Annotated in this window: 15 protein-coding genes; 7 read left to right on the forward strand and 8 right to left on the reverse strand. The window is 37.7% G+C overall.

Annotation, left to right across the window (positions count from 1 at the left end; all coding sequences use genetic code 11):
- Positions 1-131: 131 nt before the first annotated feature.
- Both HW560_RS22265 and HW560_RS22270 read right to left on the reverse strand, forming a co-directional pair.
- Positions 132-1,253, reverse strand: coding sequence for a DEAD/DEAH box helicase family protein (locus HW560_RS22265; RefSeq protein ID WP_179264774.1), 1,122 nt, complete (start codon positions 1,251-1,253; stop codon positions 132-134).
- Positions 1,235-2,815, reverse strand: a complete 1,581-nt coding sequence (locus HW560_RS22270; RefSeq protein WP_179264775.1) for an ATP-dependent nuclease — start codon at positions 2,813-2,815, stop codon at positions 1,235-1,237. The genes HW560_RS22265 and HW560_RS22270 overlap by 19 nt, the downstream gene beginning before the upstream one ends.
- 304 nt (positions 2,816-3,119) lie before the next feature.
- Here HW560_RS22270 and HW560_RS22275 point away from each other — a divergent pair, with 304 nt between their 5' ends.
- Positions 3,120-4,430 (forward strand): hypothetical protein, encoded by a 1,311-nt coding sequence (locus HW560_RS22275; RefSeq protein WP_179264776.1) that lies wholly within the window; start codon positions 3,120-3,122, stop codon positions 4,428-4,430.
- 355 nt (positions 4,431-4,785) lie between these two features.
- Positions 4,786-5,625 (forward strand): hypothetical protein, encoded by an 840-nt coding sequence (locus tag HW560_RS22280; RefSeq protein WP_179264777.1) that lies wholly within the window; start codon positions 4,786-4,788, stop codon positions 5,623-5,625.
- A gap of 45 nt (positions 5,626-5,670) precedes the next feature.
- Here the strand turns inward: HW560_RS22280 and HW560_RS22285 are convergent, their stop codons facing one another.
- On the reverse strand, positions 5,671-6,012 hold the full coding sequence (locus HW560_RS22285) for a helix-turn-helix domain-containing protein (RefSeq protein ID WP_179264778.1): 342 nt from the start codon (positions 6,010-6,012) through the stop codon (positions 5,671-5,673).
- A gap of 129 nt (positions 6,013-6,141) precedes the next feature.
- Here HW560_RS22285 and HW560_RS22290 point away from each other — a divergent pair, with 129 nt between their 5' ends.
- Entirely contained in the window at positions 6,142-6,468 is a 327-nt protein-coding gene (locus tag HW560_RS22290) for a hypothetical protein (RefSeq protein WP_179264779.1), read from the forward strand.
- A gap of 65 nt (positions 6,469-6,533) precedes the next feature.
- Here the strand turns inward: HW560_RS22290 and HW560_RS22295 are convergent, their stop codons facing one another.
- Positions 6,534-7,571, reverse strand: a complete 1,038-nt coding sequence (locus HW560_RS22295) for a tyrosine-type recombinase/integrase (protein WP_179264780.1) — start codon at positions 7,569-7,571, stop codon at positions 6,534-6,536.
- 63 nt (positions 7,572-7,634) lie between these two features.
- Positions 7,635-7,922, reverse strand: a complete 288-nt coding sequence (locus HW560_RS34495) for a helix-turn-helix domain-containing protein (protein WP_373564955.1) — start codon at positions 7,920-7,922, stop codon at positions 7,635-7,637.
- Positions 7,923-8,006: 84 nt separating this feature from the next.
- On the opposite strand from HW560_RS34495, the gene HW560_RS22305 reads away from it, so the two are divergent.
- The 4 genes from HW560_RS22305 to HW560_RS22320 are packed head-to-tail and all read left to right on the forward strand — an operon-like array spanning position 8,007 to position 13,134.
- Complete coding sequence (locus HW560_RS22305) at positions 8,007-8,684, forward strand: TnsA endonuclease N-terminal domain-containing protein (protein WP_179264782.1); 678 nt, start codon at positions 8,007-8,009, stop codon at positions 8,682-8,684.
- The gene (locus tag HW560_RS22310) at positions 8,677-10,653 is read left to right on the forward strand and encodes a hypothetical protein (RefSeq protein WP_179264783.1); all 1,977 of its coding nucleotides are present in this window, start codon (positions 8,677-8,679) and stop codon (positions 10,651-10,653) included. Before HW560_RS22305 ends, HW560_RS22310 begins: the two co-directional genes overlap by 8 nt.
- 18 nt (positions 10,654-10,671) lie before the next feature.
- The gene (locus tag HW560_RS22315; RefSeq protein WP_179264784.1) at positions 10,672-11,655 is read left to right on the forward strand and encodes an AAA family ATPase; all 984 of its coding nucleotides are present in this window, start codon (positions 10,672-10,674) and stop codon (positions 11,653-11,655) included.
- Entirely contained in the window at positions 11,656-13,134 is a 1,479-nt protein-coding gene (locus HW560_RS22320; protein WP_179264785.1) for a hypothetical protein, read from the forward strand. It begins immediately after the preceding gene.
- A gap of 453 nt (positions 13,135-13,587) precedes the next feature.
- Here the strand turns inward: HW560_RS22320 and HW560_RS22325 are convergent, their stop codons facing one another.
- From HW560_RS22325 to HW560_RS22335, 3 genes are all read right to left on the reverse strand, one after another.
- Entirely contained in the window at positions 13,588-16,254 is a 2,667-nt protein-coding gene (locus HW560_RS22325) for a discoidin domain-containing protein (RefSeq protein WP_179264786.1), read from the reverse strand.
- Positions 16,255-16,449: 195 nt separating this feature from the next.
- A complete protein-coding gene (locus HW560_RS22330) occupies positions 16,450-18,099 on the reverse strand; it encodes an extracellular solute-binding protein (protein ID WP_179264787.1) in 1,650 nt (549 codons plus the stop codon).
- Between the two features lie 23 nt (positions 18,100-18,122).
- Positions 18,123-20,423, reverse strand: coding sequence for a helix-turn-helix domain-containing protein (locus tag HW560_RS22335; protein ID WP_257031410.1), 2,301 nt, complete (start codon positions 20,421-20,423; stop codon positions 18,123-18,125).
- Positions 20,424-20,518 lie beyond the last annotated feature (95 nt).

Here is a 20,518-nt window from a genome sequence, read left to right on the forward strand (position 1 = left end):
CCAAGTGGTTTCCCAGCACCATTTGCTAGTGTTAGGGCCGAGATGGACGATGAAAGAAATTCTACGGAAATGGTTACGTTTTAAAACAAAGTATGTAGCTGAACATTGTGCTCTGCTCCTTTGACTAATACTCATGTGTTTGCAATAAGAAAGTTACTTTTTATCTTCTTAAAATCTTTCTCTCGGATAAAATATAGTTCGTGTGTTGATCGGGTCATCGCAACATAAAGAGTGTTAACTTGCATAGGGGACAAATTATTATACGAAAAATGCTCATCAAATAAATCATCAAATGTTTTAGTTAAAATAATACAACATTTTTCATAAGTATCGCCTTTTGAATAACTCCAATTTATTGCTGGTGATATATTGTAAATTTGACTGTTGTTATAAAATAACTTAACAACAGTAGGATCGTTAAGAACACCTACTATTTCTGAATGTTCAAGCAATAATTTGAAAAATCCACTTACTTCACTTATAGATTCTATACGAATCCCAAGTTTCTTTTTTATAACTGAACATATTTCTTTAGGAACACGTCTGCTATTGATTAGTGAGAATTCATCAATAAAAACTTTTTTTCCAAAAAGCTGTTTGTACTCTTCTATAAACAAATACCTTTTATTCGTTTTTTGGAATGGTTTAGTTGCTGTGAAATCAGACTTACTTACTGAATGCTGATTAAAGTCACCTACTGCAAATAATTGAAGATTTGGAGTTTTGATTAGTTTTACTAGTAACTTGAAATCATCACCCATAAAGTCTTGTAATTCATCAAAGTAAATATGATTACAAAAAAATTGCAACCGTTGTAAAATCATTTTTAAAACTAATGGAGATTGAGAAAGAAACAGTGAGGACATACGAGATGAATAATATTTTTTTTTTAAAATATAATGTTTGTGGTTATTTTGTCTCACATATTTGGGATTGTAACTTCCTAATTTCCTTAAAGGTTCTGGTTCCTGAAAAATTTCCACTCCTTCAGAGATTAAACCAACCTTATCACCAATTTCTAAAACAGGTTCAAATGGTTTCAATAGCCATCTATAGACGAAGCTAGAGAAAGTTAAAACCTGTGTTTTTGAAGGGATAGAACCGTACTTTAAAATCAGCTCTCTTTTCAAATTTTCAACATTTTGTTTTGTGTAGGTAATTACTAAATTATTTAAAGTAGGATCTAACTCATTTGCGATATAATAGGTTTTTCCTGATCCTGCAACGGCAAGCATTATTGTTGAACGAGCCATTGAATTCCCTCCTGGATATACCTTGGTAACTTTATATTATTTTTATATGTTTCTTCTTCAGAAATTCTTAACGCAGATTCAGTTTTATTTTTCAACATATAAGCTAGATTTTTGTCCACTTTTTTATTTCGGTACTCAGAGATTGTTTTTGGTTTTTTTTTAGAGATACTTGAAAGTTCTTCTTGGTTCTCATTAAACAAACATATTTCAAAAGTGAACTCTTCAATGTTTGAGGGACATTTTACGCAAATGTTTAACTCTGCATCATTGAGCCCAGAAATTGTATCGATAATCTCTTGATCACCATCGTTGTCTGTAATAACGAGTAAAGTATTTTTGAGTACTTTAGAAAGTTCAATATAATGTTTATACGTAATTCCACCACCTGATATTAATTCAATTTTCTTTTCATCTAAAGTATAGTTAAGAGTATTCTTTATTAATTGAGGGAGTAGGATGTACTCACTATTTCCTTCAACTAATAACACTTTACGAGCAAGGATGTAATTAAGGAGCTGTAGGTTATCAGTTCTCATAAAGTATGATGCAGTCTCCTTAGGTACATCTTTTAGAGAAAGACATCCATTCTCAGTTACCCAAATCGTATTTTGGATATTTAAGCGGCTTACAATTAAAGGATTATGTGTCGTGATAATAATCTGAGACATGCTGTAAGTGCCTTGAATGTCAAGAATTAGTTTTCGAGTGTTGATGTAACTTAAATGATTTTCAGGTTCTTCGAGCAGTATCAGATCACTTGAAGCATCAAGTGCTATTTCAGTCTTTATGAGATTTTCTTTTCCTTTTCCCATATTCTGAATTGATATTCCGTCACTTTTTAAATCTAACAAGTTTTCAAAAATTGTTTTACTTTCATCAAAGCCAAAACTATAATCTTGTATTTCTAACTTTGTAGTGTTTTCATTCATGAATTTTTGAATGTTTTTACGAAATTGGAAAGATAGATCTTGTCTGCTGATTGTATCAACGGTATTTAAAAACACTTTTTTTGAATAGGAATCAAAGATATTATTTTTTCTTATCGAGTTATCAATTAAAATGTTTTTTAATGGTGATTTTCTATTTATGTACTTTCGACCAGCAAATGTAGTCCACTCCGCAATGTAATAGTCAATAGGGATAGTAATTTCATTTTGGTACGGTGTATCGAAGAGATTCTCAATTAATCCACGATAATTTTCATCAAATTGATATGTGAATTTCAAACCAATGCAAGGTTCTAGAGACGAACAGTGTAATCCATGGAAATATTCCATATTTAAATCTGTACTTGAACTTAAAAATAATTCTATCTCTATTTTAGGAAGAGTTTGTATGGAGGGTTTAACTTTAAATGTATTTACATTATCTATATTGAAGTATTTCTCTACCATATTGTTCGAATAGAATATTTTCTGATTCAACACAATATCAATTGCTTCTAAAATTGTACTTTTCCCAGCTTCATTTTCTCCTATCAACACATTGACTTGGGGTTTAAATGGTATTGAAAATTGTTTAAACTTCTTAAAACCTGTTATCTTTAATCGATCAATATACATATGTTCCTCCCAAAATGGCATTGTTAAAATACAAATTAGATTCTAAATTGTTGTTTTTAACACAAAACCAACAATCAAATTTAAAATTAAACTTTATAAAGTATTCATATTTCAACCATCGGTGACTAGAGTATGCTTTGACAAGTATATTTTCGTGGGTAATGTTGGAAGATAATCAATGCGTAGCTACATTTCTTTGATTGTAAAGTTCAGTAAACACTATGCTATAATCATTATGTTATGTCATTTGCAATCAATAAGCTAGAAATATTATAAAATTCTGATTGAGGAGTTTATGAACAGCATGATCAATGAATTGAAAGAGAAAATTTATCATCACAAAACAAAATCATATTTTGGAGAGATTGTCAGCTCTATAGAAAATGGAAACTATAGGTCGGCAGTAGTTGTTCTTTATTCGGTTGTAGTTTGCGATTTGGTTTTTAAATTAATGGATCTAAGAGATATTCATAATGATCTAAAAGCTTATAAAATTTTAAGTGATTTGAACGTTGAAAAAGAAGACTCACCCGTCTCATCTACATGGGAAACAAATCTAATAGAAAAGTCGTTTAAAGAAGCAAAACTTCTCGAAAATGATGTTTATACGCACATTATAACTTTAAAAAACTATAGGAATTTAGCGGCTCATCCTGTTATCAACTCAATAGATATATTATTCGAACCAAGTAAAGAACTTGTTGAAACACTAACTTTAAATATGTTGAATGGATTATTGATTAAGAGTCCAATTTTTACAAAGAATGTATTTGTACCTTTTTTAGAAGAAATCGAACGCATAAAAAGCGAGTTTGTTGAAACCGAGAGACTTATAAAATATATAAAATCCAAGTATCTGCAACATTTTAACAAAGAATTAACTGAATATGTTTTCAAGAATTTATGGAAGATGGTATTTAGAAATGAAGGACCGAGAGAGACAAAGAACCGTGAAATTAACTTTAAAGTGCTAACGATTATTTATGAACATAATGAAGAAGTTCTTTTTACATATTTTAGGAATGAGCAATCTTTCTTTAGCGAATTCCTTGATAAGGAAATGATTTTAAGTAAACTTTTTGATTTCTTCACTATTTTCCCAAATGTATATGTACAATTAAGTAATCATGCTATTGAAATTTTAAGAAATCGAGCTAAGTCTAATCATAATCTTATGATTAAATCATATTTTATGTCAGACTCAATTGAAAAACATTTTGACCTTATCGAATCAAGTTTATGGCAAGTTGGAGAGTATTATAATCAGCCATATACTCATATGTACCAATTACAAATAGATGAAATAAGGTTCTTATATCAACTAGCAGTGGATAATCAAGTAATATGGAAATTTAACGATACTATGATTAGCTATTATATACATAGTGGGCACTATAGGGCAGCTGATTTTGCATATGATCTTTGTATTGAACCTTATTATGTTAATTTTACTATTGATCAATTTCGAACCTTGTTAAAAGGATCTCATTCAAATGAGCAATGTCATGGTAATAGGTATTCAAACTCGAGATACCGGAGATTATTAGAAGAAGTAACAAGTCAGTATGGTAAAATTGAAGATTTAGAAAAGGATTATCCAGAATTTTTTCAATAAAAACATTTAACTAAATATGTTAATTACTTTTGAGGAAAACCGGGGCAAGAAAACTTTACACTTTTCGTTTGGTAAGGAGTGCGTATATATGAACTCATTTTTCGAAACTGGCATTCCAGCCCTTGTTACAGCCCTGACTGCGGCTGTATAAATTATTTAGTCATTAATTAAAGAACAAAGCACGTACACCTATTAATTAAATCTAAATTCCTGGAACCTCCTCTTATTTTAAGGGGAGGTTCTTTAAACATAAAAATAATACTTTCATTGTTTTTCAAAGTACACTTTGTCTGTATAAAACAAATAACAATGGTCAATACCACTCACTAATCTGATCACAAAGGAGAATAGATTAGTGAGTATAGAGAAAATCATTCAATTTGTTCAATCATCACACTATGAGCAAATGAACTCGACAGGTGCAAAAGTAAAATTGCTGAGACAAGCTATTGGTGAATATCAATCATCCCTGGGACTTCAACGACTTGAGTGGACTGAGCATGGTGTTGTTGGAAAATTCATAGCAAATAAACAATATGATATGAAAAATCCACAATTGTTCGACTTATTAGAGAATCATGGAGTTCTGTCTAAAGTGGTCCGGATTAAATTAAAACAATTAAATGAGACAGAGAAATTATTGCTTCAAGAATTCTGCACGGCCGGCAACACATATTTAAGATTTACTCCTATTAGAGGAATCGGTGGCCACAATGAAGAGGAACTCATTTTATACAGAAAGTATGTAACTAACAAGAATATAAACCACCTCTTAGACCAATGGAAGCATTATAAAAGGATATATTCTAGCTTTGTTGAACATTGGGAATCTATTCGTAATCTGGCATGTAAGGAGATGTTGAGCACGAATCAGCACAAAGTAACCTTACCTGCAGGAAAGCTAAGTATAGTAATTCCAGATCCAAACATTGATACCGATGCTGCATATAAAATGGGAGGGGGGAAGCTGCTACAACGAAGCGGAAAGATTAATATGGAACAAGTAAGATTATATGTAGCTAAAGGATACTTTTCATTATCAAAAGTGTATGAGCTTCTACATGTTCAGAACATCCAAACGAAATATTTGCTTTTAACATTAACGAGTGAGCGTAATATGATGGAGGGACTAGTACAGCAGAATAATAGATACTCTTGGATTAACATACAAAGTGAAGCAGCCTGGAAGGAATAAATGAAACACAAAAAAGCCGATGTCAGATACATCGGTTTTTTTGTGTTAACTATCGAAAAATTCAGATAAGAGCAGGTTAACCTTTTTTAGATCGGAAGATTTCATAGGCCAAAGCTTCTCATTGATTTCGTTTAGCAATTTCTCTTTATCATTTTTGCCAGTCTTAACATATTTGCTGTAAAAAAAGAGTTCATGGACATTGACTTGAAGAGCATCCGCAATTTTCTGAAGATTTAACAAGGTAATATTTTTCTCAGCACGTTCAACGCCCCCGATGTAGGAGAAGTGAAAACCAGCCATTTCGCCTAATTCTTCCTGTGAATATCCTTGTTTTTTTCGTAATTCGCGGACACGTTGTCCTACTAATCTTAAAACAGGTTCGTTCATTGCCACACCTCTAATTCAGTCTAAACAATGGGAAACCTTCGATACATTAATGTATATGGATTATTTAATTAAAATAATATGTTTATATATCATTTTATCTGGACATAAATGATAAAGGAGGTGGAGAGGATGATAAGTCACTTAAGAGCAGATATTGGAATTGCTACCGTAACAGCTCAAGGAATTATATTTAATGGCAGATTATACACGAACAGTGCAGTGATTAAGAAGAAATGGTTTGTGCTAGCGAGAGAGGAAGGAGAGTGGAAGATACCCGTAGTGTACTTACACAACTATTATGAAGCCATAATTATTATATCTTTAAAACACCAGGAGGTAAGTCTGGCCACATGGGTTAATGTTAGAGATTTGAATTTGGAAGAAGTAGAACACTATCATAAGCAATTAAACCAGTTAAAGGAGCTGAAGAAAAACATAACTGGACAGATAAACTAGGAGCTATTATTTGAAAAACCAAAAGAGCCTCATCTGGCTTAGATAAGGCCACCTTGTAATGAAGTTCATTTGATAATACTAGACAAAATTAAATACTTCTCCACTGCTTCAATATTTCGTTGGGCCAATTGCTGCTTTGTGTTTCTCACAGTATTTTTTTCAGCATACAGTAGACCAAAAGAATGGGTAAGTTGCCTAGTGGTCACTTCCGAGGCACCGAATTTTGAAGCATACTTTTTAACAAAAACTTGAATAGTCCTTTTAGAAATTCGTTTCCCGTGTACTTCACCATTGCTCTTAGCTAAAAAGAATGCTTCTTCCTCATTTTGAGGATTATAAAATTTCGTTCTCGTATTCATGTATTCAATAAGGTATTGTTTAGCTTTTTCCCCAAACATAACTTTATGTCTCATTCTGACTTTGGCTTGTTGTCTCGTGATTAGGATATAGTTATCGATCAGATTTAAATCATTTATGTCCATATTAACTAAATCACTTACAATTAAGCCGGATTCCAAAAGTAATGTAATAATACTCACATCTCTGGCTCGATTTTGAATATAGAACCACTGAGCTTGGAGGTTATTCTGCTCAGAAACTCCTTCCTGAACGAATTGAACAAATTGATAGATCTCATTAAATCTTAAAACTTTGTTTTGCATCTGACGAGCAACTTCCATTGGACCTTTGGGCCTCTCCATAGTAAATGTAGCAAACCAATTACGGCGTAAAACTGGAACCCCCTTGATCTCAAACTCGAGATGTATGAAGCTAAATAATGAACGTAATGCGTTAAACTTACGTACCATAGAGCTATATTGCAAATTTCTTGACACATATAGATGGTCAACAAATTGCTCCACATGCTCACGTTTAATATCATTAAACAACTCCAATTTCAGCTCACTTTCTGATGCAACGTATGGCCAGAGTTTTGGTCTGATCCAACTAAAGAATATACGAAAATCCCTTGAGTATTCTAATAGACTTGAAGGCGAGACGTTCTCATCTAGCTTCTGCTCAATAAAGTTAGTAACTACCTTAGGCAGCTCATTTGCTATGTCTGATAGTTTTTCTAAATCACGATATTCTTGTACCTTCATAACCTGAACCACATCCTTAATTCTTTTCTGGCTGTGTTCCCATTTTGCCCTTGATTTATACATTTATGATTTATTTCTTCCTTCATACGATTGGTTATTAAATAAAGATTCCAGAGGAATTTCTAGAATATGAAGTAGCAAATATAAGTTATATGCACTGATCATATGCCTACCTCGCTCAATGTTTGCTAGGGAAGAGCGGGCAAGAGGGTAACTCTGACAAATCTCTTCTTGTGTTTGCTTTTTCGATTTCCGAAGGTCTCGTAGACATTCTCCTAGCCACTTATAGAACTGTTCTTCTGACATTTGAACCCCTCCGTCTATAATTCTATTACTTCTTAGTATGTTCATAGATAGGCACTAGTTATACATAGAGAGTATAAAAAAGCGTTTCTTTGTTCATAACTTAAACAAATTATGAAAGGGATGTTCTTTGTGAAGAAAAATCAAGACATTAAGTATCATCCTCTCAAGATATTACGCAGTAAGAAATATGGAAATAATTATTGGATTTCACGTGGAAACAAAGTAAATAAACGCAATATTGAGCTGTACAGTGATTTGGAATTTGATCACTGGCTTACTGTGGAAACAAATCCGGAGGTTTTAACGTATTGTGAGCAACCTTTGCAAATATCATATGTTTTAAAAGGGCACTTACGTACAAGCATATTCGATATGTGGACTTTGAATCAGGATGGTAAGGAAACCTTTATAGAAGTCAAATATGAGAAAGAACTTACTTCAAATCATCCTAAATATGATCGAACCAAACGTCAGATTGAGGCACAACAAGAATGGTGCAGATTAAATCACAAAGCCTATGAAGTTCGCACTGAGAAAACCATTAGAAGGGGGCGGCATTCAATAGAAAACAGGAAATCCATTGTCACAGCAGTTCTGAATAGTGAAAAGCCCGCTTGTATCTCAGATGTATTGGCTTCCATAACGGTGCGTAACAAGAAGATTCAAGAAATCATCAAAGAGATATCTTGTTTTCCAGCAGACGATGTAAATTTGGCACTCAAGTGGTTATATTACACGGGCAATCTCACAGTAGACATTGAAAACCAAATTTGGGGAAGCCAAATGGAGGTATGTAAAAATGAGTAGATCACGTATCTATGAACAAAGTGGATTAGAGCAGGAACAAATTAATCCTGTACATTGGCCCAGTGTTGATGAAAGTTCAATTAAGGAGCCGATGCGTACGAATTACATTCAGCGTAAAAAAGCCGTTAATATGTACTTTAGTAGAGATAGATTAGAGGAAATCCAAGAAGTGACTGGAGTTTCTCCTCGAAACTTGAGAAGGTTAGTTCAACGATGCATGCAGTATGATCGAGATGGTGTCGTTATAGGATTTCGGGGATTAATTCCACAGAAAAACGTAAAAGTGTACCAACTTGACGTATTTAATAAAAATCAAAATAACGATCGAAAAACAGGTGAATTTAATCGATTCCTTGATATTCATCCTGATATTAGAGAACTAATCGAAGATTTATTTCTGGGAAGAAAGAATCGCTCCCTGGAGCCGGTAATGAAAGTAAAGCACGTCCACAAACGATTTATAGAAGAATGTCGGTCAAAAGGAGTAACTTACTCAGATTATCCCCTTAATACAGAATGGATGGGATATAAAGCAGTACAACGTTACCTTAAGCAATTAGCTCTACAGAATTTCAGGAAATCCGTCGCTCGACATGGCAATGATGCAATGCAAAAAGCAAGACATGTTGGAGAGGAAACACAAAACCACATTTCAAAGTTATTCCCCTTCCAAGAAGTTCAGTTTGATGCTCATCGAATCGATGGTTTTTTTGCAATAGATTTGACTACACCTGATGGAGATCTGGTAACTAAGCTTCTGGAGCGTTTTTGGATTCTAACAATTATTGACGTGGCTAGTCGTAACATTCTGGGATACTCCATAAGTTTGAGTAAAGAATATAGCGCCAGTGATGTCATGCACTGCGTTCGTAATTCAGTTATGCCACATAAGCAGTTAGAGCTGACAATACCTGGTTTATCGTATCAATCTGTTGGTGGATTCCCATCAGAAAAGTTTCCTAAACTAACCTGGGCAGTTTGGGATGTGATTTGTTTAGATAATGCTAAATCACATTATGCCAAAATGGTAAAAGATCGACTGGACAACTTAATTGGTTGTTCTATGAATTTAGGGCCTGTAGCACTACCAATGAGAAGGGGCATTATTGAAAGATTCTTCAAAACACTGGAGGAAAATGGATTTCATCGTCTACCAAATACTACGGGTAACGGGCCAAATGATCCACGAAGAAACAATCCTGAGCAGAAGGCTCTTCGCCTAAACATTACCTATGATCATTTAAAACAACTGATTGATGTACTGATTTCTAATTACAATGGCACTCCTCATGGTGGAATTTATCACCAAACACCTCTCGAACTTTTGGAAAAAAGAATGAAGACAACTGGATTAATGCCAAGACGTCTTGAAGAAGCCAAACGATCGGAGTTGCTTTTTATGCAGACTACTCAAAAAAGAACTGTAAGAGGCTCTTTAAAATCCGGTAAGAAGCCGTACATCCAGTTTGAGGGCGCTGAGTATCGAAGTGAAAGGCTTGCTAACTCAGCTTACTTGTTAAACACAGAACTTGTGCTACATGTAAACGTGGATGACATTCGAACGTTAAAGGCTTTTCTTCCAGATGGAAGTGAATTTGGTTATTTAACAGTAGCCGGCCGATGGTCACTTACAGCTCACTCTCTACAAACTAGAAAAGCCATTAACTCTCTAGTTCAAAGAAAACTTCTCCACTACACTACGTGGGATGATCCTATTTTCGTTTACACTGACTATCTCATGCGTACAAAAAAATCAAGGAATATGACAAATAAAATTACTCAAGTTCATGAAGTAAGTAAATATGAACCTTCAAATTTACCCAAAGAACAAACTAAAGGTTTGGAAGAAGCCCATCGACAAAACGAGTTATTAGATAACGTAAGAGAAGAGCAACTCAAAAAAGAGAAATTAAATGAAATGGATATATACGATCAACTATTGAAACAATTCAAAACAAAATCATTTTAATAAAGGAGATATTTTCACATGAACAAACCCACGGTTCGTATCGGAACACATCCGATTGAAATTGGTCACTATCTGCTGCCAACTAAAGAAGTTCTTCGACTAATTGAAAGTTTAAAAAAAATTGTTATGAATCGCTTACCTGGGATGATTGTATATGGGCGCCCTAGAATAGGAAAAACATTTGCAATAAAATTTGCAATTGAAAATTTCCCCACATACATCGAAGCTCCTTTACCAATCTTGATTGCTAATACCAACTCTTATAAAGTTCCTAGCGAAGAAAAGTTTTTTGTTGACATGTTAAATGATTTTAAGTTTCCTTTTATAAATAGAAGAAAGCCATCCGATTTGCGAAACCAAATTGTCAATCTGTTAATGGAGAAAGCTGAAAAGTCCCGTTTAAGAAGAATTATACTTATCATGGACGAAGCGCACCGGCTAACTGAGTACCATTATAACTGGTTAATGGATATCTATAATCAGTTGGATCGTGAGAAGATAAGTATGTCAGTGATATCGGTTGGGCAAGAGGAACTGTTGGGAAGACGAACATTCTTTCTCGAACAAAAAAAGTCACAGATTATTGGTCGCTTTATGACTCATGAACATCGTTTTTTTGGTCTTACTTCCGTTGAGGAAATAAAGCGTGTTCTGCGATGCTATGATGAACCAGACATATCTTGCTATCCAGAAAATAGTGGATGGAGCTACACACGTTACTTTTTTCCTGAGGGATTTCAAAAGGGTTATCGACTTGAGATGGATGCTGATACAATTTATCAACAATTTATGTCACTTCGAAAAGAACATGGAGTATCTTCTGATCTAGAAATTCCGATGGAATATTTTACTTATGGCATTGAAAATGCGTTGAAAATTTATGGATCACATGGCGAACAGTTAGATTGGATTACTTCACAACATTGGTTGGAAGCAATTAAGCTTTCTGGTTACATTGAATCTGAGATTTATATGGCATTAGCACACAAGGGAGCTAACTAAATGAACGTCATTTGGAGAAAAGAATGGCTTTATGAATATGAGTCACCCTGGTCTGTATTCGAGAAATTAACTCTAGTTAACTTAGCTGATCGAAACGAATTACTTCGTTATTTTGGAAATGAAAATATAAAAAACGTAAAGCATGACGTTGGTGATAAAAAGAGAGAGCTTATGGAATTGAAAAGTTTCAATGAAGAATTACTATATCAAACTTTAAAAATTAATCTAAAGGAACACAATAATCATATCATTCAATCCTTGATTAAGCCTTTTCATGGTTTGTATAGTTCCTGGGAGCATTGGTTTTACAAAGACCTGCATTGGTGTGAACGTTGTTTAAGCGGGGGATATCATTCTTGGTTTCATCAGTTTAAACTCTTTAACGAATGTGTATTTCATAAGAGTAAGTTGCTTAACTCATGCCCTAAATGTAGAGAGAAAATACCATTCTTGTTAACAAACAAACAATTGGGTCATGCATTTATGTGTAAGTGTGGGTATTCTCTCGCACACTTACATTCATCTAGTTGGAATGAATGGATGGGACCGAACAATCTGGACCAAAATATACTCCGATGGCTTCAAAACTCAGATGATAATAAAAATCAGTTTAAATGGATCATTCATGCACAACACTGCAACTTAAAATCGTTAATCAAAGCTTCTCCAGAGGAAACTATTGAATTTGACGATTCTAACCCTGTTCAGCATGATCAATATTTTTCCAGCCCATTTCAAAATAAATTATTACGTGTTTGTTCCGCTGCATACCAGAGAGTAGAGGAAGAACTACTAACAACTGTATTGGAGGAACATAGACATTGTATTTCTCAACTAATGGAACTCAAAAAAACAGATGAATTAGCTGATTTCCCGACTATATGTACATATGCATATGCCTATGTATTTTGGAGAAAATCTCTGTTGAACAAAGAGTATTTTTACTGTGATACCCTGTGTAGAACAGTAGATAATGATTCTTTTTATAGAGGACCATTGATCATAAGAGATCACTTAGAATACTTTGCGGACCAAATCATTAGTTATCAAATGAGAAGTGCAGGGGGGATTAATCAGAACGTATTATTCTGGGTATTAGAAAAGATAATAACTAAATTTAGTGCAAACTTTTTTATTGATTGGTTGAAAGTTGCAGGCGAAAGAAGTATGGAAGCCAGTGTACCTCAATGGAACGAAATTGAACAAATAAGAGATAACAGTTTCCCAAACATAGCAATAAAATATATTAAATGTGAAAATTCTTCATCAAGCTCAATTGAGTTTTATCATCTAGATGAAATTCAATCGGGATCTAAATGGAAATGTCCGCATCAGGATGAGCGTAACAAAGAAGAGATTAAATCCATGAAATCTTTTACACCTCAGAAAATCGCAATGCTCGTTATGAGTAACCCTAATGAGGAGAACTTAAAGCTACAAAAGTCAGTTGATAAATATGTGAAAAGATTAAGTTTTTAAACCCCATTAATTTTCATTTTAAAATTAATGGGGTTTTTATATGTAATAAGCGTTAAAAAAATGAAGGGAAGAACAACGTCAATCGTCAATGGGTACAAGTTCTTGTCCTTTAACGGTACAAGTTCTTGTCCTCAGACACGTTACTATATGGCCTAACGGGGATGTGATGTATGAAGCATATACATATGTACAAAATACGAGTTTTGTGAAACAGTTGTTATAATTCAAATGAAACAATCAGTTAAATCTCATGGATAAATGTGGCTTTTTCTTTTTATAACCCCCGAGATATTTTTAATTTCGTATGGATAAATATGTGATCCCGCATATTATATTTGTCGTATCACACAACTCAGTTATCTTAAATATAATATGCACTCATTCCAGCTTTATAATGAGCGCATATTATATTTGACTCTCTGAATTTCTTTTGATTTTTATCCTATGTCATTTTTAATTCACGTGCACCCAAAATTCAATAATGCTGTTCCAGGTATTGGATTCGTTTCCTTGCCCAACATAACGAATGTATTTTGCCTGAACCGGTTCAAATTCAAATGTTTCATAAGCAGCCTGTTTTTTACTGGTCACGTTACTTAATATATTTTGGTAATTAATACCATCAGTTGATATCTCCAAATCGAAATAATTGGATCGCGTATGTCCATTATAGAATTGAATGCTTACCTGCCCTACTTGAGTCTGTTGCTCAAGCTCCAACTGCAGGTATTGTCCCTTTCCATCTGCAGACCATCTGGAGTCTGGATCACGATCGATCGTATGGATCGGCAGATTGCCATCATCTGCACTTGCCGTAACTTTGGTTACAACAGCGAACGGTCCTTCCGGTTCGGCCATAGGCTCTTTGACTTCAAATTTCTCCCGTGCCTCGACCGTTACGCCATTAAAGACGCAGCTCACGATAATGTCGACCTTTCCCGCTTTTAACGCATGGAATGTAGTCCCTTCCGTATATCCGATCGTATCATCACTCGATGTGTACGTCACAGGAACGTTCAATTCTGCAATGTTTACAATCTCCCCATTATCTAATGTCAGAAACGAAGATAATTCTCCGCTTCCGCCTGCGCTGATTGCATTCCCTGCAACTCTCCAGCCGGGTACTGCTTTATTGGGACTTATGGAGATATTCTCTGGAAGTACGGGTGTATCAGCTACCTTAAACTTCACACGCACGTTCTGGGTGTGCCCCCGATAGGATACAGTGATCTCTCCAGTTCCATTAGTTCCTTGCGGTTGCTTAATTTTAACCTTTGCATCCTTGGCATAAGCTTTTGCAGAGATGATCGGCGTTTCGGTTGTGCCATAGGGCAAAATATGAACGTAATCCGTTCTTAAGAACTGCATACCCCCTATAGCTTCGCCATTCACTAACAGGGATTGAAGCCCCAGATGAATATCTTTGATTCGTTTCTTGCTCTGGTCCTGATATAAACTTTGCGGGGATAAACGATCGCCCTGTCCAATACCTTCCGCCATATCAAATGGCAGCGTATTCGCATCCGGAATGGAACCCACAATATTAACGTTTACGCCGGTGTCCTTTCCTTTTGTTCCAATGACATATCCGTTCCCGAATTGTTCTGATTCTACAATAATGCCGGATTTACTAGGGTGTGCCGCCTGACCGGTTGTATTCCAAAACACACTTTCAGTGGTTACCACTCCATGACGATTCGTTTCGGATGATCCATAATCCCGTGTAATGGCAGAGATCCCGTCCCCGTTAACGACCAGGTTATCGATCAGGTTCGCCATGCTCAAATACATATGAAAATCAGTCAATAATGATGGCTTCTCAGAATACGAACTTTGCAGGACATTCCCGTTCGCAGAGAAGTTGGCGTATGTGAAGCTATGTCTAGCTCCTATCGCCTTACTATTCATAATGAGATTATCATTGCCAATAAATTGATATAAATAACCGTTCCCATTCGCTCCACGATACTGCGGGTACTGCATGGTTACATGATCGACTGTGACGTTCTTCGTACGATCCAGAATAATCCCTTTGGATAACAGATGATAATCTGTATTGCCCGCTGGTTTATAGGTGTTAATATTTCGAATCCAGCTGTTCGCCACTGCAATCACATTGACTGCTTTGGCATTATCAGCTTCATATCCAGCAGTCCCAACGACTTTGAAGTCATCTTCACCAAGCCCTGACTTCGCATTTTGAATGTTTGCAATCGAGAAATCTTCCAACCCTACCTCCACAATCGGATCTGCGGTCTGACTAATCGTAATATCATCACGCAGCTTCATTGGATAACGCGTCGGAATGTCTAGCGTGATCGTTTTGTTCTCCGGATCTACGCCTACAATTTGGCGATAGAATAACGGTTCTACTTTCCCGAGACGTGACGACCACTTGTTTTGCATGCCAAGTTCACGTAAGAAACCTGGCGTCGTTTCGAATGAAATGACCACGTAATCATTCACCGCCAACCCGCTTGTGTCTTCAACGGGTAGCAGGACGGTTGGATCTGTAACCGATTTGCGAAGTTTCGTGGAAATTCCGGTTTTCTTCCAATCTCCGTTACCAATCCGGATAATATCCTTGTTTTTCATATTTTGCTGTGCATTATAGATATGAGTCTTGTTCATCCCGTCACCTTTCAGGACTACACGACTTGCAGGAATGTTTAGTGAATAATCCTTGCCGTCCTGAGGGTTAACCTGATATGTACCCTTGGGAAGATACACGACACCCCCACCTAACCCAACAGCAGCATCAATTGCCTTTTGAATAGCCTGTGTTGCATCACGGCCACCTGAAGGATCGGCAAAATACGGTGATTTGGTAACGTCAATCCGTTTGTTTTTAGCCGTTTTAGGTAGTTCTGTTTCCCCGCGCTGATAACCGGCATACGAATAGTCATGCAGAAACCTTCCCTGTTCATCTTTAAATCCTGGATACCAATCGTTTGGATAGAGTCTGCTTCTGCCATCCGTACCCAGAGACAGATTCTCACCCGCAAGATCAATAGATGGCTGTGAGTCACCCTCTGAAGCTCGAACCTCCTGGGTTCCAGGTACAGACCATCCAACAGTCAACGTAAATGCCAACAATAAAAAAGGCCACTTTCTACGCATGCTTTCGTTCTCCTCCTTTTGGATTCCAGAGTATGTGAGCGGTTTCAAGAAACCCTATAGTCACCTCCGATCCTGCTCAAGCAAGAGTCATGTGCATGCCAACTCAGCATGTCATAACCGATTGTAGAGCACGAGGGAAAGAAATTACATGAACAAAAACGACACTTCAATGCCCATTTTATGCAATATAAGGATTTATTTAGAGGATACAGCGCGATTATATCGCTCTAACGCCTGCTGCTGAATCTCAATCGCACGATCAATCTGTAATGACTTGATTTGCTCAACATACGTATCAAAAGCATCTATTGGCTCAATCCCAAAAATGATTTTAAGCGACATCTCGTCCACCACTTTGTTCACTTCCTGCATAATGACTGACATCTCCGTGCTTTCTTTCTCGGTTTTGGGCAGAGTTGGTACCTGATGCAGAACAGCATCCGTGCTGGACCATAACTGCACCGCCTCTTTCTGTTCCGGCAAAATATAATATTGTTCCATATATCGCGTATCCTGGACAAATGGACCGAAATAACTCGCTCTGGTGTACATCGCAAGCGCTTGTGCCGGCGACCACTTATCAGGGTTTTTCAAAATAGTCTCGGTATATGTCGGGTACCCGTCCTTCATCTTAAAACTAACACCTTCAATGCCAAAGTTGAACAGCAAATGTCCCTCAGGCCCATACCCGTAGTCCAGCATCCGTGCTGCTTCTTCTACATGATGACTGTTGCTGGATATGGCGACTCCACTGGAACCGATCGCGGGAGCAAGTTGACCAAATTTCGGGCGATCTCCTTTGTTCATGACAGGATATGGCGCTGGCACAAGCTTTGCATGGGGATCCGTCTCCTGCAAGATGGGTAGCCATGTACCGATCCCCGCACCTGCATTCCAGATACTCGCGCCGCTGCGTCCTGTGGTCATGTTTGTATCCTGAGTCTCCGAATCGACGGCGGCCAGGTTCTTGTCAATGAGTCCTTCTGCGTACCATTCACGAAATAAGGAGAGAAACGCTTTATATTCAGGTTCTTGTGCCCCAAACTTAATTTGGCCATCTTCCACGTAGAACCCCTTTTTAATACCAAATGCGCCAATAAAACCGCCGCCTTCAATACCAAACAACGGATTCGGAACACCCAGAAAAGTAAGCGGGGCGTCAGCTCCCTTTTTGTCCTTAAATGCCTGAAGCATCGTATGCCATTCGTCAATCGTGGTTGGCACATCAAGTCCAAGTTCATCCAGCCAGTCCTTCCGGATAATCGGCCCTTGATAGGTTCGCAGCTTATCATCTCCCTGGATAAAAGGAAACGCATAATAACTTCCGCTGGCTGTGCGAATCTGCATATCAATGTCTGGATGCTCCGTCAGGTACTGCTTCAGATGAGGTGCGTATTGATCAATAACATCGTTTAATCTCAGAATATATCCGTCTTTGATCGCTTTCTCCGGCCCACCGGGATAATTGCTCCACTCGTATTCAATCATATCCGGCAGTTCTCCGGACGTAAGCAGCACATTAATCGCTTCTTTGGCCTGATTGGCGGGAGGCCGGATGAATTGCAGGTTGACGCCGGTTCTCCGCTGCCACTCCTGAAAAAAAGGAACCTCATTGAAACTGGACTTAATGCTTGCTGCATTGCCATTCAATTCTGCCCAGTAAGTTAATTTCCCAGCGTCATTGGGTGCAGCAATTGAGACGGTCTGGTACTCTGATGAGCCGGAACGTTCATCCAGCTTGGCATCAGACTCTGTCCCGTTCTGATCGCAAGCAGTCAGCATGCCAAGCAGCAGGATGAATCCTGTCAACTTTGCTATGAAGGCCAACTCCCTCTTTACGTTCATGTTCCGGTCTCCTTTCATATCAATTAACTGATTTCTTTATATTTTCCGGGTGTAATGCCTTCGTATTTCTTGAATACCCGGATGAAAGTTGCTGCATCGTTATATCCGACCAATCGGGATATCTCGTTAATGGATGCCTGTTTATGCTCAATCATTTCTTTAGCCTGTCGGATACGGCACTTATGAATACAGTCCAGCAGACCCTCACCAGTCTGATTCTTGAAGAGTTTGGATAAGTAACTGCCCTTCAGTTCAAAATGCTCACCAATAGCGTTGACGTTCAGATTCACGTCCGTATAGTTATTCTCAATATACTGTGTGACTTGGGTACTGAGATGACGCAGGGAATCCTCACGTTCTTGCGATACATTTGTTGCGCGCTTGTCAGCGGCATAGGAACATACCTCCTCAAGCAAATTCTGCAAAGCCTCCTGCATCTCCTGGATGGTATCCCCGGCAATAATATCCTCAATCCGTTGCGGGTATTGGGTTAGAATATGATTATCTCTATCCCCCAGATCATTGATAGCTTTTATCATTGTACCTACCAGATTAAAAATCAGGCAACGTGCAAGTGTGAGCGACATAATCGGTTTATCAAAATTTCGCTCTGTAATCTCGTTCATATAAGCGCTGGCTTGGTCGGTATCTCCCGCTTTGATGAAATTAAGAAGCTGCTGTTCCACCTGAAGCGGATAGTAGTAGCCAAACGGGTCATCCGCCATCGCATCACTGCGGACATCACCATAGGTAATGATGCCTTTCTTGCCTAGCACCATTTTGTATTCCATCGCGTCTACTGCTTCCTGGTATGCTTCGGCGATACCAATCCACGACGTATGGCGTCCGCTGATCGAGATCGTCAGTTCCATATCATAGCGCTCCAGGAAGCGCTGCGCTTCTGCCGCAATGTGATGAAGATCCTGGTTCCAATCCGAAGAATCCGCTTTCATATTTACAAGGCAGACCATCATATCATCGACTTCAGCCACATATCCGACGTGCTGACGCTCTGAAGCCAGTTCTTCAACCACATTGGAAATAATGAGATGGATCAATTTGTTTCGTTCGTTGATATCAATACCCGGCAGTTTTCCATAGAGATTCTCTTCATTCTCGATTACAAATAGGATAACAGCAAATTCACTTGAATACAGCGGCATATGAAAGGAACGGAATGCATCTTCATAGGGCACGAGCGTATCCTGTTTCCCTTTCAGAAGCCGATTAATCATATTGGAGCGCAGCACCTGCTGATGTTTCTGCAACTGCTGGGCAATCTCGTTCTTTTCTGAACGTGTGTTCATGATGACCTTCTGAATAAACCGAAGTTCGTTCCGATCAGCAGGCTCGTTCTGACTATTTTTGTCTTTTAGTGATTCCACGAGCTGTTGGATTGGGGAGTAATTCCGGCGCATGAAGAACCAAGTCAATACACCTGCACTAATGAGACTCACCACGATGCTGATATACGTAAAATTACGGACATATACTGCCTTTTCCCAATACAGGCTGCTGGGAATAATCAATGCATACTTCAGATCGGATACCGCGGAGTCCATGTAAAACATCTCTGATTTGCCTACCTTGGCGTTATCCAACTGAACCTGATTGCCATTCATGAATGGCTTCAATTCCTCTGACCCCGGATGATTGCTCATCAGAATCTCGTTATTCTGGTTCAGAATCAGCAGCGTGGCATCACTAAAACCTGAAATGCTCTCAATCGCTTCTTGGAACCTTCGCGTATCCGCCATGACGACAACCGTACCGGTCTCCTGACCATTCAAATCATCAGGCAGACGTGTAATGTACGCAATCGAAGACTCCGCCGGAGCTGCATTCTGATGTGGCAGTATGACGAACTGATTCGTCTCTGTACCCAGCATCTGATCCCGCCACGCTTCGAAAGACATTGCACCTGTGTTATGTAGGGTATGAAATGCCGTTCGCATATCCCGAATATTACCAGAACGGAGAATGGATTGGTCTTTTTTCCACACGACGTAGAATTCATCGATGGATGCGTAGGATGTTTTATAGAGACGGAGTTCCTTTACCAGTTGGTAAGCCGTATAAGGCGCCTCTTTGGCCGGCTGATTGGAATACATCAGCGTCTGCAGATTCGGACTCCATGTCATTTCCATGTTTAACCGCTTCATCAGATCAACTTGTGTATCGATCGTATAACGCATCTGCTTCAATAAAGAATCGTTGGCCCGATGTATTTCACTCTTCAATGTCTCATTTGCTTGCATGTAAATAACCAAACTGATCAGAATCGGCACAATCAAAACAGCACTGTAAGAGACAAGCCAGGTCACAATTATGCTTTCTCGTTTTTGCCACAAATATCGAATGTTTAGCAACAACTCATCACCCAACTCTTCGTAGATTATCTATGTTTGGATCAGGAATT

The organism is Paenibacillus sp. E222 (genome assembly GCF_013401555.1).
Classification (GTDB): Bacteria; Bacillota; Bacilli; order Paenibacillales; family Paenibacillaceae; genus Paenibacillus.

Coding starts and splice junctions, on each gene's coding strand:
- HW560_RS22265 (WP_179264774.1), bottom strand. CDS start 1,253: ATGGCTCGTTCAACAATAATGCTTGCCGTTGCAGGATCAGGAAAAACC.
- HW560_RS22270 (WP_179264775.1), bottom strand. CDS start 2,815: ATGTATATTGATCGATTAAAGATAACAGGTTTTAAGAAGTTTAAACAA.
- HW560_RS22275 (WP_179264776.1), top strand. CDS start 3,120: ATGATCAATGAATTGAAAGAGAAAATTTATCATCACAAAACAAAATCA.
- HW560_RS22285 (WP_179264778.1), bottom strand. CDS start 6,012: ATGAACGAACCTGTTTTAAGATTAGTAGGACAACGTGTCCGCGAATTA.
- HW560_RS22290 (WP_179264779.1), top strand. CDS start 6,142: ATGATAAGTCACTTAAGAGCAGATATTGGAATTGCTACCGTAACAGCT.
- HW560_RS22295 (WP_179264780.1), bottom strand. CDS start 7,571: ATGAAGGTACAAGAATATCGTGATTTAGAAAAACTATCAGACATAGCA.
- HW560_RS34495 (WP_373564955.1), bottom strand. CDS start 7,922: ATGAACATACTAAGAAGTAATAGAATTATAGACGGAGGGGTTCAAATG.
- HW560_RS22310 (WP_179264783.1), top strand. CDS start 8,677: ATGAGTAGATCACGTATCTATGAACAAAGTGGATTAGAGCAGGAACAA.
- HW560_RS22315 (WP_179264784.1), top strand. CDS start 10,672: ATGAACAAACCCACGGTTCGTATCGGAACACATCCGATTGAAATTGGT.
- HW560_RS22320 (WP_179264785.1), top strand. CDS start 11,656: ATGAACGTCATTTGGAGAAAAGAATGGCTTTATGAATATGAGTCACCC.
- HW560_RS22325 (WP_179264786.1), bottom strand. CDS start 16,254: ATGCGTAGAAAGTGGCCTTTTTTATTGTTGGCATTTACGTTGACTGTT.
- HW560_RS22330 (WP_179264787.1), bottom strand. CDS start 18,099: ATGAACGTAAAGAGGGAGTTGGCCTTCATAGCAAAGTTGACAGGATTC.